At 42.2% G+C, this 13,809-nt stretch carries 17 protein-coding genes; 9 read left to right on the forward strand and 8 right to left on the reverse strand.

Going from position 1 to position 13,809, the window contains the following annotated elements; genetic code table 11:
• Window positions 1–8: 8 nt before the first annotated feature.
• Genes OFN67_RS05600 through mobB form a run of 4 tightly spaced genes read right to left on the reverse strand, consistent with a single transcriptional unit; the run spans window position 9 to window position 2,198 of the window.
• Window positions 9–608 (reverse strand): LysE family translocator, encoded by a 600-nt coding sequence (locus OFN67_RS05600; RefSeq protein ID WP_270868727.1) that lies wholly within the window; start codon window positions 606–608, stop codon window positions 9–11.
• Window positions 609–642: 34 nt separating this feature from the next.
• The gene (locus OFN67_RS05605; protein ID WP_270858212.1) at window positions 643–846 is read right to left on the reverse strand and encodes a hypothetical protein; all 204 of its coding nucleotides are present in this window, start codon (window positions 844–846) and stop codon (window positions 643–645) included.
• Window positions 846–1,697, reverse strand: coding sequence for a class 1 fructose-bisphosphatase (locus OFN67_RS05610; protein WP_270868726.1), 852 nt, complete (start codon window positions 1,695–1,697; stop codon window positions 846–848). Before OFN67_RS05610 ends, OFN67_RS05605 begins: the two co-directional genes overlap by 1 nt.
• A gap of 12 nt (window positions 1,698–1,709) precedes the next feature.
• The gene (mobB, locus tag OFN67_RS05615) at window positions 1,710–2,198 is read right to left on the reverse strand and encodes a molybdopterin-guanine dinucleotide biosynthesis protein B (RefSeq protein WP_270868725.1); all 489 of its coding nucleotides are present in this window, start codon (window positions 2,196–2,198) and stop codon (window positions 1,710–1,712) included.
• 90 nt (window positions 2,199–2,288) lie between these two features.
• On the opposite strand from mobB, the gene OFN67_RS05620 reads away from it, so the two are divergent.
• Both OFN67_RS05620 and ypfJ read left to right on the forward strand, forming a co-directional pair.
• On the forward strand, window positions 2,289–2,807 hold the full coding sequence (locus tag OFN67_RS05620; protein ID WP_270868724.1) for a hypothetical protein: 519 nt from the start codon (window positions 2,289–2,291) through the stop codon (window positions 2,805–2,807).
• Window positions 2,808–2,878: 71 nt separating this feature from the next.
• Complete coding sequence (ypfJ, locus tag OFN67_RS05625) at window positions 2,879–3,760, forward strand: KPN_02809 family neutral zinc metallopeptidase (RefSeq protein WP_270868723.1); 882 nt, start codon at window positions 2,879–2,881, stop codon at window positions 3,758–3,760.
• Between the two features lie 68 nt (window positions 3,761–3,828).
• Here the strand turns inward: ypfJ and OFN67_RS05630 are convergent, their stop codons facing one another.
• Genes OFN67_RS05630 through gltX form a run of 3 tightly spaced genes read right to left on the reverse strand, consistent with a single transcriptional unit; the run spans window position 3,829 to window position 7,065 of the window.
• Window positions 3,829–5,487: a transglycosylase SLT domain-containing protein gene (locus tag OFN67_RS05630; protein WP_270868722.1), complete on the reverse strand. Its 1,659-nt coding sequence runs from the start codon at window positions 5,485–5,487 to the stop codon at window positions 3,829–3,831.
• On the reverse strand, window positions 5,484–5,771 hold the full coding sequence (locus OFN67_RS05635; RefSeq protein ID WP_270858206.1) for a YggT family protein: 288 nt from the start codon (window positions 5,769–5,771) through the stop codon (window positions 5,484–5,486). Before OFN67_RS05635 ends, OFN67_RS05630 begins: the two co-directional genes overlap by 4 nt.
• Window positions 5,758–7,065: a glutamate--tRNA ligase gene (gene gltX / locus OFN67_RS05640; RefSeq protein WP_270868721.1), complete on the reverse strand. Its 1,308-nt coding sequence runs from the start codon at window positions 7,063–7,065 to the stop codon at window positions 5,758–5,760. The genes OFN67_RS05635 and gltX overlap by 14 nt, the downstream gene beginning before the upstream one ends.
• Before the next feature lie 124 nt (window positions 7,066–7,189).
• On the opposite strand from gltX, the gene mscL reads away from it, so the two are divergent.
• The 6 genes from mscL to OFN67_RS05670 all read left to right on the forward strand — a co-directional run bounded on the left by mscL (window position 7,190) and on the right by OFN67_RS05670 (window position 12,621).
• Window positions 7,190–7,588, forward strand: coding sequence for a large-conductance mechanosensitive channel protein MscL (gene mscL, locus OFN67_RS05645; RefSeq protein WP_270858204.1), 399 nt, complete (start codon window positions 7,190–7,192; stop codon window positions 7,586–7,588).
• A gap of 1 nt (window position 7,589) precedes the next feature.
• On the forward strand, window positions 7,590–8,228 hold the full coding sequence (locus tag OFN67_RS05650) for a Crp/Fnr family transcriptional regulator (protein ID WP_270868720.1): 639 nt from the start codon (window positions 7,590–7,592) through the stop codon (window positions 8,226–8,228).
• 12 nt (window positions 8,229–8,240) lie between these two features.
• Entirely contained in the window at window positions 8,241–9,365 is a 1,125-nt protein-coding gene (locus OFN67_RS05655; RefSeq protein ID WP_270868719.1) for a metallophosphoesterase, read from the forward strand.
• Complete coding sequence (gene asd / locus OFN67_RS05660; protein WP_270868718.1) at window positions 9,365–10,258, forward strand: archaetidylserine decarboxylase; 894 nt, start codon at window positions 9,365–9,367, stop codon at window positions 10,256–10,258. The genes OFN67_RS05655 and asd overlap by 1 nt, the downstream gene beginning before the upstream one ends.
• Window positions 10,259–10,321: 63 nt before the next feature.
• Complete coding sequence (locus tag OFN67_RS05665) at window positions 10,322–10,759, forward strand: type II secretion system protein (RefSeq protein WP_270868717.1); 438 nt, start codon at window positions 10,322–10,324, stop codon at window positions 10,757–10,759.
• The gene (locus OFN67_RS05670) at window positions 10,747–12,621 is read left to right on the forward strand and encodes a primosomal protein N' (protein ID WP_443101023.1); all 1,875 of its coding nucleotides are present in this window, start codon (window positions 10,747–10,749) and stop codon (window positions 12,619–12,621) included. Before OFN67_RS05665 ends, OFN67_RS05670 begins: the two co-directional genes overlap by 13 nt.
• On the opposite strand, the gene ybeY is transcribed toward OFN67_RS05670, so the two are convergent.
• Complete coding sequence (gene ybeY, locus OFN67_RS05675) at window positions 12,618–13,037, reverse strand: rRNA maturation RNase YbeY (protein WP_270865130.1); 420 nt, start codon at window positions 13,035–13,037, stop codon at window positions 12,618–12,620. The genes OFN67_RS05670 and ybeY overlap by 4 nt on opposite strands.
• A 55-nt stretch (window positions 13,038–13,092) precedes the next feature.
• Between ybeY and queC the strand changes: the two genes are divergently transcribed.
• On the forward strand, window positions 13,093–13,770 hold the full coding sequence (gene queC, locus OFN67_RS05680) for a 7-cyano-7-deazaguanine synthase QueC (RefSeq protein WP_270865129.1): 678 nt from the start codon (window positions 13,093–13,095) through the stop codon (window positions 13,768–13,770).
• Window positions 13,771–13,809: the final 39 nt, after the last annotated feature.

The raw sequence follows: 13,809 nt of genomic DNA on the forward strand, positions 1-13,809 counted from the left end.
GCTTAAATTTAAGCGATTAAATTTTTCACCACTCCCCAAAGAAGTTTTGCAGCATAAAACACCAAAATCGCCGTAGAAATGTAAGCAAACGCTCTAGCCACGCTATCTGGCAGGCGCGCTCTGTTTTTATAAACCACAAGCGGAAAAAGCGTAATCCACGATAAAATCGCTACAAAAAGCCCCAGCAGCGAGAGAGCGAAATTTTCGCTACTTACGCTAGCAGAGACACTGAGCCAAAACATAATCACATAAGGATTTAGCAAATTTAAAAAAAAGCCTTTTGAGTAAATTTTGGCGTGAGAGCCAAGCTCGACGCTTTTGATTTCAGGTGTGTTGCGCGCGCTTTTGTAAATTCCATACGCAATGTATAGCAAAAAACACGCCCCAAACACCGAAATAATCGCAAATATAAGCGGAATTTTGGCAAGTTGCGAAATCCCAAATGCGCTAAGTGCTAGATAAACCATATCCGCACTCATCGCGCCAAGCCCCAAGCAAAGGGCTTTTGTGTAGCTTTGCAGGGCGTAAGACATAATCAAAACATTAATCGGACCGATTGGCACACTCACGCCAAAGCCCATTAAAATGCCGTTTATAAAGGCGTTCATCAAATTCCTTTAAATTTTTAGTGTGAAATAAAATTTAAAATTCAAAATCGCCAGTGCTACCTTTGGACATGCTCTCAAACACGGCCTTGACATACTTATCGCGCGTTTGGCAGTCTAGGATTTTTTCGCACTGGCTACAACTTTGCAAGCCATTTTGCGCTTGGCAATCTTGCAAAATGGCTAAATTTTTGTCTAAAATTTGCTCGAAAATATCGCGTTCTTGGTTATTTTCTGACATTATTTTTCGCTTTGATAAATTTCGTGCATTTTGGAAATTTCATATTTCGAGCCGAAAAAACACGGTGTGGTTTGGTGAATTTTTGAAATTTCAAGCTCTAAAAGCGAATTGTTTTTTCCGTCGCTAGTAGCACCGCCAGCACGCTCGTAGATATAGGCAAACGGCAACACTTCAAACGCCATGCGAAGCTTGCCTGCTGGGTGATCGCTCGTGGCTGGGTAGCTAAATAGCCCACCGCCTTTTAGCAAAATTTGGTGCAGGTCGCTGACCATGGCACCTGAGTATCTGAGGCGATAACCCTCGTCAAATAGCGTTCTTACGAGCACTCTGTGCGTATCGCTCCAACCTTTTTGCGTCGCTCCCGTGGCGTTTAGTTTGCCTTTTTCGTTTAAAACTAGCTCTTTTGCGAAGGCAAATTTGCCGTCCCTGCTAAGCCTGTATAGCTTCGGAGTGTCGCCTAAACATACGCAAAGCTCGATTCTAGGGCCATACACGCTATATACTGCCCCGCGCAATGAGCTTGGTGAAATTTCGCCCTCATAAATCGCAAAAATCGAGCCCACGGCGAAATTTACATCTACTAGGCTAGATCCGTCGAGCGGATCGTAAGCTACTATAAATTTGCCGTTTTCATTAATGCTTAGCATTTCCTCTTTTTCTTCGCTAATTAGCGCCTTTACGCACTCTACGCCGCGAAATTCGCGCTCGATTATCATATCGCTTAGCACATCGAGTTTAAGCTGTGTGTCGCCGGTGGAATTTTGTGTGCTAGCGTAGCCGAAATCAGCGTATTTTAGCTCTTCGCTGATTAAAACGGCGATTTTTTTTATTGTTTTTACGATTTCTTGCATACTCTCTCCTTTTTAAACTTTTTTAGCATTATCAAGTATCCATTTTGCGATACTTTGCGCGTCGTTTATGTCGAAATTTACAGGGCAGGCTTTATCCATTTGCGCTCTTGGCAAATTTGTCGCAATGGCTTGCGAAAACGGCAAATACGCCTCGTCGATTTTGTCCCTAAATAGGCTGATTCGTGGCAGGGGCAGTGTTTTTAGACCCTCCACAATCAAAATATCAAAATCACCAAATCCAGCGATAATCTCGTCGATTTGGCGCATTTGTTTTAAAAAATATGTCGTGCGAGTGGGGCTTACGACAGCCACATCTGCGCCAACCTCGCTAAATTTTGCGCTATCTTTGCCCTCGGTGTCAAATTTGGCCTTGTCTTTGGGGTCGTGTTTGACGATAGCGACCTTTAAATTTTGCTCGATAAAAATTTGCGCTACCTTGCAAATTAGCGTTGTTTTGCCAGTGTTTGACGGACCTGAAAACGCAATGGCTAATCTTTTCATCTATCTCCCTTAAAAAATAATGATTGTATCAAATTTAGCCTTTTAAAAAGCAAAATTTGATAATATACGCCAAAATTTAAAGGAAGAAAAATGCAAAATTTAACTATTTCAAAATTTGCGCGCACTCTGATTTTAGGGCTGTTTGCGCTAGGAATTTGCTCGTGTGCTAACAAAGAAAAAGTCCCTCATGACCCGGTCAAAAACGAGTTTATGGCATATACGCAAAAATTCGAAAGCGTCAAAGAGGGCGATAGATACCTGGGCGTGGCGACCTATCTAAACCCCACAATGCCTGAGATTCGCAACGAAAGAGAAGATGAGTTTTTCTTGCTAACCTCGTATCCAAAAGAGATCGAGATTAAAAATGTGCGCGTAAATGGAAGCGACGAAAATGTCAGCGTGGAGCTAATTGCCGATGAGAGCCCGCTAGCTAGCAAAGAGGTTTTTAAAATCGCGTGGTCTAATCGCTACAAAATCAGCGCGCCAAAAACGCAAAAAGATGATCTCGTGCTTAGCTTTACGACCTCAAACGACCTAAATGCGAGCGTGAAATTTCGCAAGGTTTCAAAGTCGATGTATTGGCACCCTAAGCTCAAACTCGATGATTAGAGCGGGCGCAAATTTTGCTAGAAATAAAATTTGTGATAAAATTTCAGAAATTCAAATTTGAAGGATAAAAAATGAAATGGCGTGGCGGAAATAAAAGCTCAAATATCGACGATATGAGAGCTAGTAGCGGTGGTGGCGGAGGCGGAGTAAATCTCGCGCTTTTGATTCCTGTGGTGAAATTTTTGGTAAAAACGAAATTTGGCAGAATCGTCCTAGCCCTTGGCGTGGTGGCGGCGTTTATGGGTTATAATCCGCTAAATTTGCTAAATTTCACCTCTGCTGGCGGTGGAGCTGCGGCTAGTAAATTCGAAAACAACGAAGCAGCGCAGGAAGCCAAGGATTTTGTTTCTACCGTGCTAAGGCAAACCGAAGATGTTTGGGGCGCGATTTTTGCGAAATACGGCGCGAAATACTCTGAGCCAAGACTACTTTTATTCCACGGCGCGACAAGAAGTGGGTGCGGGTATGCTAGCTCGCAAGTTGGGCCGTTTTACTGCCCGGCTGATACTAGGATTTATTTGGATACGGATTTTTTCTCTGATTTGGCGAAAAAACATCACGCAGCGGGCGATTTCGCGCAAGGCTATGTCATCGCGCACGAAGTGGGACACCATGTGCAAAACCTGCTAGGAATTTTATCTAACGCCGATAAATTAAAGGCCAGAACAAACGAAGCTGGGGCAAACGCGATTCAGGTTAGAGTGGAGCTTCAAGCCGATTGTTTGGCGGGTATTTGGGGACATCATCAATACAAAATTTTAGAAGATGGCGACTTGGAAGAGGCGCTAAATGCCGCTACGATGATAGGCGATGATACCTTGCAAAAAAAGGCGCGTGGGTATGTGGTGCCGGATTCTTTCACGCATGGAAGTGGCGCACAAAGAAAAGAGTGGTTTTACAAAGGCTTTAAAAGCGGTTCGCTAGAAGCGTGCAAAAGCGGATTGGAAAGTTAGTGAATTTGGCGAAATTTAAAATTTCGCCAAATTTTGAATTTTAATAAATCCGCTAAATTTGGTTAAATTTAGCGAATTTTATCACTCTTGCTTGGGATTAAGAGCTTATCTAGCTCCTCACGCACGCTTACTTTTGAATTTGGGTTTAAAATATGCGAGTAAATCACATAATTTGCCAAAACCTTTTTGCCATAATCCCTGCTCTCAGCAAATGTTACTAGCTCCATTGACAAAAACGGCTCGTATTTTCCCCTCTTAAACAAATCTGCGCGTTTTAAAAGCTTGCTCGTAAATCCAAGTCCGCCATTGTATGCGTATGCGATAAAAACGGGGCTAAGTAGCTTGGTTTCGAGTGTGTCGATATGGATATTGGCGAATTTATAGGCGATTTTTGGATCAAACATCATATCTTGATCCCAGCCCTCGATACTAACCTGCTTTTTGGCGATATCGTTTGCCACAAATGGCATAAACTGCATCATACCAAGCGCATACGAGGTCGAAACGGCGCTTGGGATAAAGCGTGATTCTTGGCGGCCAAGGGCTAAAATCAGCGCTTGGCGGTGCAAATCAGTAGTGCCGATATGCTCCATAAATGGCGTTAGATAATAGTTATCGCGCCCGCCATTAGCCTTATTCATTATATACGCCCACTCGCCAAGACTCTCTTTTGTGTCGAATTTCTTCGCAAACTCCAAAAGCTCTGCTTTGCCCATTTTATCGGCTTTGGCCTTGGTACGAACCCAGTTAAATGGGTTTTTGATATCATAGTTTGAAATTTTATCGCGCGCTGGGGTTGGATTTATGATATTTAGGCTTTTATCGCCCAAAATTTCCTTTGCGTAGAGCGAATAGAGGCTATAATAGTTGCTTTTGGCAAGCTCGCGCAAGATATTTTCGTCTTTGCTTAGCAAATATACCCAAAATTTCGCATTGTGCGAGTTATGCACGCTCTCTATCGTAGCTGCTGCGCGCCTAAAATACGCCAAAGCCTGCGCCTCATCGCCATAAGTTACGGCATTTACGCCGAGCAAAAACGCGATTTCTTTATCCACTTTTTGCGGATTAATTCCTAGCATGGATTGGCGCAAATTTGGATATTTGCGCTTGATTACAGCATCTTCTACGACCGTTTTAAAGCCAGAGAGTTGCGCCATATCTGTGATAAAAGCGGGGCTTGCGTTTATGTTTAGTAAGCTCTCGTCGCCCTTAAATTGGTAGTATGAAAAATAATTTTGCGCATTACCGCTCTCTTTAAAATACTGCGCCGGCGAGCCTGAATTAAAGCCTTTTAGCAAATTTATCGCACTCATCGCGCCCAAATTTCCACTATTTTCAAATTTGCTAATTAACGCCGAGCGAGTTTTGGGGCTTAGCTTTGCCACAAATGCTGGATAACTTCTAGCCTTTTGGCAGGTTAAATTTGCGTCTAGTATATTCGCGCTCGTTACCCCTGCGCACTTATCTGGCTTTGGCAGAGCTTTAAACGCGCCTAAAATTTTATCAAGTTCCTTTTTTATCTTGCCACGATAACGGTAAATTCCAGCCTTTCTAAGGGCTTTTAGCTCGTTTTTGTCGTATTTGGTTTCTGTGGCTAGGCGGTAAATATAATAATCTTTCGCCAAAGATTTTGGCTCGTTTTTTATCTCTTCGTAGCTTTTGACATTTGCTGCGGCAAAACTCGCGCAAAGTGCCACCGCTAGGCTAAATTTAAATAAAATTTTCAAAAAACACTCCTTTGTAAGGCATAAATTATCGCATTATCAATCACGCTAAGGCCGATTAAAATCACAAGCGGGGCGAAATCAAACCCGCCAAGCGTGGTTGGGATATACCTGCGCACGAGCTTGAAAGCCGGGGTTGTAAGCTTATAAATCGCTTGGACAAATTTATTAAACGGATTTGGGCGTATGAAGCTAAGCACACACGCGACAAATACAAGCAAAATGTAGGCTTGTATGGCGTAGTGCAGAGTGATTAAAACGCCGTAAATTAGGCTATTTGCTAGCATTTAGGATTTCCTTGATTGATGATTTTATGAGCGGGTAAAGTTCATTTAGTTCTGGTCCGTGATGCGCGCCTGTAAGAAGCAATCTAAGTGGCATAAAAAACGCCTTACCTTTGAGAGCGGTTTTTTCCATAAGGATTGTTTTTAACTCGTTAAATTCGGCTGGAATTTGGGCTAAATTTAAAATTTCATTTCGCAAAATTTCAGCGTTTTGGCTAAATTCGCTTGGAATTTCTTTTTGGCTAAAAATTGCGCTTATTTTTGCTTTGATTTCTGGGATTAGGCTGGATTCTTGGGTGTAAAATTTCACTAACTCTACCTTGCTCTCATCTACGCCAAAAAGCTCGCAAATGCGCTTAGCGCTTGCCCTTTTGATATGTTCGCGGTTGATAAATGCAAGCTTGTCGATGTCAAATTTCGCCGGAGCCTTTGAAATTTTAGCGATATCGAAAAACTCCACCGCTTCTTCGATACTAAAAACCTCGCACGGGGTTTTATTTCCAAGCAAAACCAAATAATTCGCAATCGCCTCAGGCAAAAATCCAGTATCTAGCATCCATTTTACGCTACTTGCGTCGTCGCGTTTGGACATTTTCTTGCCATCAGGCCCCAAAATAATCGGCAAATGCGCGTATGAAATCTCGTCTGTGTATCCCAAACACTCCCTAATCCAGTTTTGTTTCGGGGTGTTGCTGACATGATCCTCGCCCCTGATCACAAATGTTACACCCTCTAACATATCATCAGTGGCGCACGCAAAATTATATGTCGGGGTTTTATCCGCGCGCATAATGACGAAACTATCGATATTTTCTGGTTCGAAGCTAATCTCGCCTTTGATAGCGTCTGTGAATTTCAAAACTCTGGTTGGTTTTTTAAGTCTAATTGTAAATGGCTTTGGATTGTCTATGACCTCAGCGTCACTTAAATGCTCACAAGTCCCGTCATAGCGATACGCTACGCCTTTTTCTTTGGCTTTTTCTTTTTTGGCAGCAAGCTCTTCTTCGCTACAAAAGCAGCAAAACGCCTTACCCTCTTGCAGAAGCTTAGCGGCGAATTCTTGGTGAAATTTTAAATTTTTGCTTTGATAATATAGCGTTTGCCATTTGATACCAAAAAGGGTTAAAATTTCCATTATATCTTTGTCTTTGCCCTCGATATTGCGGGCAGTATCGGTATCCTCGATACGCAAAATAAATCCACTTTTATCTTGAAGCGAGCGGATATAGTTAAAAATCGCGGCGCGTAAATTTCCAATGTGCATATCGCCTGTGGGTGATGGCGCAAATCTATACATAAATTTTCCTTTTCTTTATTAAATTTCAAAATTTGCCATTATACTTTTTTCTACCTAATAAAAAGCAAAAAGTAAGCAAAATTAGGTTATTATCTATCCTTTTATTTCCCAAAGGAGGCTTTTAATGAGCTTTATTCAAGAATTCAAAGAATTCGCAATGAAAGGCAATGTCATCGATATGGCAGTGGGTGTGGTCATCGGTGGAGCCTTTGGCAAGATCGTAACTTCACTAGTAGGCGATGTCATTATGCCAATCGTCGGAGTTATCACAGGTGGTATGAATTTTACCGATTTAAAAATCGTTTTAAAAGAGGCTGTGGGTGAAACACCAGCCGTGACGATAAATTACGGCTCGTTTATCCAAACAGCGGTTGATTTTATCATTATCGCATTTTGTATTTTTTGCGCGATTAAGGCGATTAACAAGCTTAAAAAAGAAAAACCAGCCGAGCCCGAGGCCCCAGCTGAGCCAAGTGAAGATATCAAACTTCTAAGCGAAATCAGGGATTTACTAAAAAAATAATATGGAAATTTTGAAATTTATCCCTTTTTTTAAGGGGCTTGATGAGGCCAAAATCGAGCGATTAGCGCAGATTAGTAGCAAAAAGGCTTTTAAAAAGGGAGAAATTTTATTTTATGAGGGCGATACAAGCTCTCATTTAATCATCTTGCTTAAAGGCACAATCGAGATTTACAAAACAGCCCCTAGTGGCAAGGAAATCTATATCCACGAAATCCGCCCGATGTCTTTCGTGGCTGAGGCTGTAAATTTCGAAAATATCCCCTATCCAGCCAGCGCGCGCTTTGCTAGCGGTGGCGAGGTTTTAAAAATAGATTATGAAAAATTTGTCGAAGAGTTTTTGAGTGAGCCTGAGATTTGCATTAGCATTATAAAATCAATTTCGGCGAAGCTTAGGGCACTAGAATTTGCGTTTGAAAACAGCGTCGTGCTACCTAGCGAGGCAAAAATATCAAAGTTTATCATCGAAAATTTTGATATTTTTACCAGCTCAAAACACATTAAAATCGCCAAAATTTCAAATATCACCCCAGAGACATTTTCTCGCACGATTACGAAATTTAAAAAATCTGGCGCGCTTTTGGTCGATAAAGACGGCGAAATTTCGGGCTTTGATAGAGAAAAATTAGAAAAATTTATCTGATTTGGAGTAAGAGTGAAAATCCCATATATTTTTCCGATTGTAGCCACGACGCTCTTTGTTTTTTTGAATTTATACATTTACAAATCAATCTCAGCTAGATTTGAAATTTACGATAAATTCAAAAAAATAAAGCCGTTTTTGATAGTTTTTTGCCTATTTTTGGTGATTTTCGAGGGTATGTTTTTTACTAGAAGTGTTTTTGCTGGCGCGCTAAAAGATGAAATTTTATACAAAATTTGCGTCGTTTGCGTGGCTAGCAGCTTTTCGCTTTTCTTTTTGTGCCTAGCCTATGATATTTTAAATGTGAGCGCAAAATTTGCCAAATTTAGCGAGAGCAGGCGCAAATTTATTAAAATTTGCGTAGATGTAACCTTTGTAATAATGGCGTTTAGCTACCTTTTTAAGGGCTTTTACAATGCGCTTAAAATTCCAAAAATAAATGAAGTGGATATAAAAATCAAAAATTTGAGCCAAAATTTAAATTTAGCCGTGGTGAGCGACATACACTTGGGCGAGTTTTTAAAAAAAGATTTTTTAGAAGTCATAGTGGCGCAAATAAACGCCACTAACCACGATGCTGTGTGTATCGTGGGCGATATGTTTGATTTGCGTTCTCACGAGCTTGGCGATATTTTAGAGCCTTTGCGCGAACTAAAAAAGCCTGTGTTTTTTGTGACAGGAAATCACGAGTATTACAGAGGCGCAAAGGGGCTAATCGAAGCTTTGGAGCGCGAGGGCGTGAGGGTTTTGCAAAACGAGAGCGTGGAGTTTATGGGGGTAAATCTGCTTGGCACGCACGATTTAAGCGGTGTGAGATTTAATGAATTAGAGCCGAATTTCAGGGCAGCCCTAAAAATGGCAGATCCAAATAAACCTAAAATTTTGCTCGCTCATCAGCCAAAATTTATAAATTTACATGTAAAAGATGAGGTGGATTTGTGTATTTGCGGGCACACGCACGGCGGGCAAATTTTCCCATTTAGCCTGCTTGTAGCACTCGATCAAAAATATGTCCATGGGCTATATAATGACGGAGCGAAGCAAATTTATGTGAGCAGTGGGGTTGGATTTTGGGGGCCTCCGATGAGGATTTTTGCCGACGCAGAAATCGCGCTACTAAGACTAAGGAGAGAGTGATGAAAAAGCTAATTTCACGCTGTTTTGGGGCTGTGGCTGGGGTAAAATTTCCGCGCCCTGTGCAGAAGTTTATAAATCAAAAATATATCGACGCTTTTGAGATTGATATGAGCGAATTTTTAGGCGCAGGTGATTACGATAGCCTAAATGCGCTATTTACGAGGCGTTTGGTGAGGGAGCGTGAAATTTGCGCCGAGCCTAGCGCGTTTTTGAGCCCGAGCGATGGGGTGATTTTTGAGTGCGGACGCACGAGTGATTTTAGCGCGTTTAGCATAAAGGGGCATAAATACGATATTTGGGAGCTTTTGGGGCTTAAATCTTGGGCTGGGGATTTGCAAAAGCAAAATTCCGAAATTTTTATTAGTTTGCTAAATTTAGATGATATGAAAACTTCCAGAGATTTTAAAATGTCGGCGGATTTGACATACACAAATATCTATCTAAGTCCAAAAGACTATCATCACTATCACGCTCCATGCGATCTTAGCGTCATTGGCGCGCTATATATCCCGGGCGAACTTCACAGCGTGGCAAAAAAATATCTGCTAAAAGTGCCAAATCTCTATGCTAAAAATGAGCGCGTGGTTTTGCTCTGTAAAATGAGCAATGGCGGGCTTTTGTGGCTGGTTTTTGTAGGGGCGCTAAATGTAGGTAAGATGAAATTTGACTTTGATAGCAGGATTCAAACTAACGCTAAGGCTAGGGAAATTTTGAATTTTGATTATAATAAATTCGATTATGGCGAGGGCGTGAGCTTTAAAAAGGGCGAACATATCGGAAATTTCGAGCTTGGCTCTACGATAGTGATGATTGCCGAGAAGGATTTTTTGGAGTTTGAAATTTCGCAGGGGCAAAGGGTAAAATTTGCGCAAAAAATCGCTAGCTTAAAATAATTTAAAGCTAGCTTAATTTAATTTTAGCTATACTTAAATCTATTTTAAATCAAAGGATTTAATATGAAAAACGCATTTACTATGATTGAGTTGATTTTTGTTATCGTTGTGCTTGGCATTTTAGCAGGTGTTGCTGTGCCTAGACTAGCTATGACCAGAGATGATGCTACGGTCGCAAAAATGAGAGGCGATTTGGCTTCGATTAGAAGCGGAATTTCGCTAAAAAGAGGCGAAGAGCAATTAAAAGGCAAGAGCGCATGGCCTGATTTAAACAGCAGTGGCTCTGATATGTTTGGCAATGTTTTGCAAAATGACTTAACTGCAAGCACTGGCAAAAACGGCTGGAAAGTTAAAACACGAAATAAAACTTATGAAGCGTGTGTAGCTGGAAAGTGCGTAGATTTTACATATTATCAAGTAGCAGATAAAGCTAAAAATATAAAAGCTGGCACATTTGATTGTGATCATTCAAAACCAACTTGTCAAGCATTAGCAGAATAAGCTTGTATTACTATGAAATCGCGGTTTTAGGGGCAAGACTAAAACCGCTTACCTATTTTTCAAATTCACAAATTTCACCATACCAAATAGTCCAAATTTCCGTAAAAAACGCCCAAAAACGCGGTGTAGTTTTGCGCGAAGTGCCAAAACCTGAGTTTTGCACGAAAGAAATCAGCGAAATTTTGCCCCTAAATTTCACGCCGTTTCAGGTGGAGTTGGCGCAGTTTATTTCGCATTTTTATATCTGCGAAATCGGCGTGGCATTTGGGGTTTTTGAGCCAAATTTGGGCATAAATTGCGCGCCTTGCGAAAAGCCAAATTTCACAAAAACGCCAAATTTGACCCTAGAGCAGACAAAAGCTCTAAATTTTGCCAAGCAAAATGCCGTTTCGCTGATTTTTGGCGATACGGGAAGTGGCAAAAGCGAGGTTTATATCTCGCTCATAGCAGAAATTTTAAACTCTGGCAAACAAGCACTATTTTTAATGCCAGAAATCTCGCTCACACCGCAAATGACGAAGCGCTTGCAAGGGTATTTCGGCGAGGCTCTTGGCGTGTGGCACTCCAAAATCACCCCCGCTAAAAAACGCCAAATTTTAGCCGATTTTTTCGCAGGCAAAATTCGCCTTATCGCAGGCGCGCGCTCGGCGCTGTTTTTGCCGTTTCATAATCTTGGCGCAATCATTGTCGATGAGGAGCACGATGATAGCTACAAATCAGCCTCCGCTCCACGCATAAATGCCCGAGATCTCGCGATTTTCGCCGCGCACAAATGTGGCGTTAAAACCGTGCTTGGCTCAGCCACGCCCTCTCTTACGAGCTTTGCGAAACAGCCAAATTTCAGGCTCAAAGGCACCTATCACGCCACGCACAAACGCTACATTTACGACGAGAGCGAAACTTCCCTCACGCCAAAAATAAAAAAAGAAATCAGCGCAAGTCTAGGCGCAAATCGCCAAATAGTGGTGTTTTTGCCCACACGCGCAAATTTCAAATATATGGTTTGCAAGAGTTGTGGCGAGATTATCAAATGCCCGTTTTGCTCGGTGGGTATGAGCTATCACGAAAAGGAAAAGGCGCTAAAATGCCATTATTGCGGATACAGCGCATTTTACAAACAGCCTTGCGCTAAATGTGGCAAAAGCGTAAGCGAGGCCAAAAAAATGGGCACTAGCGAGCTTTTAAAGGAGCTAAAAGCAAATTTCCCTGAGGCAAAAATCGCTAAATTTGACCGCGATGAGATTACAACCCAAAGAAAGCTAGAAACCCTACTAAACGACTTTAACGCCCATAAAATCGACATTTTGGTAGGCACGCAAATGCTTAGCAAGGGGCATGATTACCATGGCGTGGATTTGGCGGTGATTATGGGGATTGATGAGCATTTGAACTACCCTGATTTTAGGGCGCGCGAAAAGACCCTAGCCCTTGGCATGCAAGTAGCAGGTAGAGCCGGCAGGAAGGGCGAAGGCAGGGTCGTGATACAGACTCTGCAAAGGGCGTTTTTCGAGGATTTTTTGCAGGATTATGACGCGTTTTTAGAAGAAGAAAGCGAGGATCGAGATCCGCTATATCCGCCATACACTAGGCTTTTGCGCGTTTTAATCTCACATAAAAACGAGGTAGAGGCGGCTAAAATTTGCGCTAGCGGGCTTGAAATTTTACACAGCGCGCTAAAAGCCAAAAAACTAAATGGTTTGCAAATCATAGGGCACGGCAAAGCTGGAATTGCGCTGATTGCGGGCAAATTTCGCTACGAAATACTGCTTCGTGCCGCCACGCACACACCACTTTTAAAGGCTGGCGCACTTTTAGCGCATTTGCCCGTTGAGATCGATATGGATCCGATTAATTTTTCTTAAATTTCATCTGTGCGCACGATTAGGCTTTTTGGAAGGTTAAATTTAGCGATGATTTCGCACTCTTTTTCGCGCATTTGCCCGTTATCGATTTCGTGATCAAAGCCTAAGATATGAAGCAGTCCGTGCGTAAATAAAAGCGCGATTTCATCGCTATTTGAGTGCGAAAATTCTAACGCTTTTTGCTCTACTAAATCCAAATTTATCACAACAGAGCCTATCGGGGCAGTATTCGCACCACCTGGCACAATTTCGAGCGGAAAACTAAGCACATCGGTGGTTTTATCGACCCCCCGCGCGCTTTTGTTGATTTCGCGCATTTCCTCGCTTCGCACGAAGACTAGTTCGACCGCACCCGCGCTAAGCGTAGTTAAAATTTCGTCCAAAATTTTTGGGTAATTTTCTTCACAAAGTATCAATTTCAAGCCCTTTAAATCAAAATTTGCCTATAATTCTACCAAAAAAGGATTAAATTTGAAAAAAGCTTTATGTATCATCAGTGGCGGTATGGATAGCGCGACTTGCGCGTATATCGCTAAAAATTCAGGCTATGAGGTCATTGGAGTGCATTTTGATTATGCTCAGCGCACGCAAGATAAAGAGCGCGAGTGTTTCGAGAGAATTTGCGATGATTTAGGCGCACAGAGGCGATACACGCTGGATGCTAGATTTATCGCACAAATCGGCGCAAACTCGCTAACTGATACGAGCCTTAGTGTGCGAAAGGGCGCAAACATCGACAAAAACGAGATCCCAAACACCTATGTGCCGTTTCGAAACGGCGTGTTTTTGAGTATCGCGGGCGCGCTTGCTGAGCGTGAGGGGTGTGAGGCGATTTTCATCGGCGTGGTGCAGGAGGATAGTAGCGGATATCCTGATTGTAGCGCAGAATTTATTGCAAAAATGCAAAGCGCGATAAATGCGGGCACTTCGCCAAATTTTAGCGTGGAGATTAAAACGCCTTTGGTGCATTTAAACAAGGGTGAGATTGTGGCGCGTGCGCTTGAAAACGGCGTAAATTTGGGGCTTACTTGGAGCTGTTACACAAACTCGCACAAGGCTTGTGGCGTGTGCGATAGCTGTCAATTGCGTCTAAATGGCTTTGCAAAAGCTGGCGTAAAAGATCCAATCGAGTATGAAATCGAAATTTAAAATTCCTTGCGCTAAATTTGCTGTCATTGCGAGCAAAGT

The sequence above is a fragment of the Campylobacter sp. JMF_11 EL3 genome (assembly GCF_027736965.1).
Taxonomy (GTDB): domain Bacteria; phylum Campylobacterota; class Campylobacteria; order Campylobacterales; family Campylobacteraceae; genus Campylobacter_B.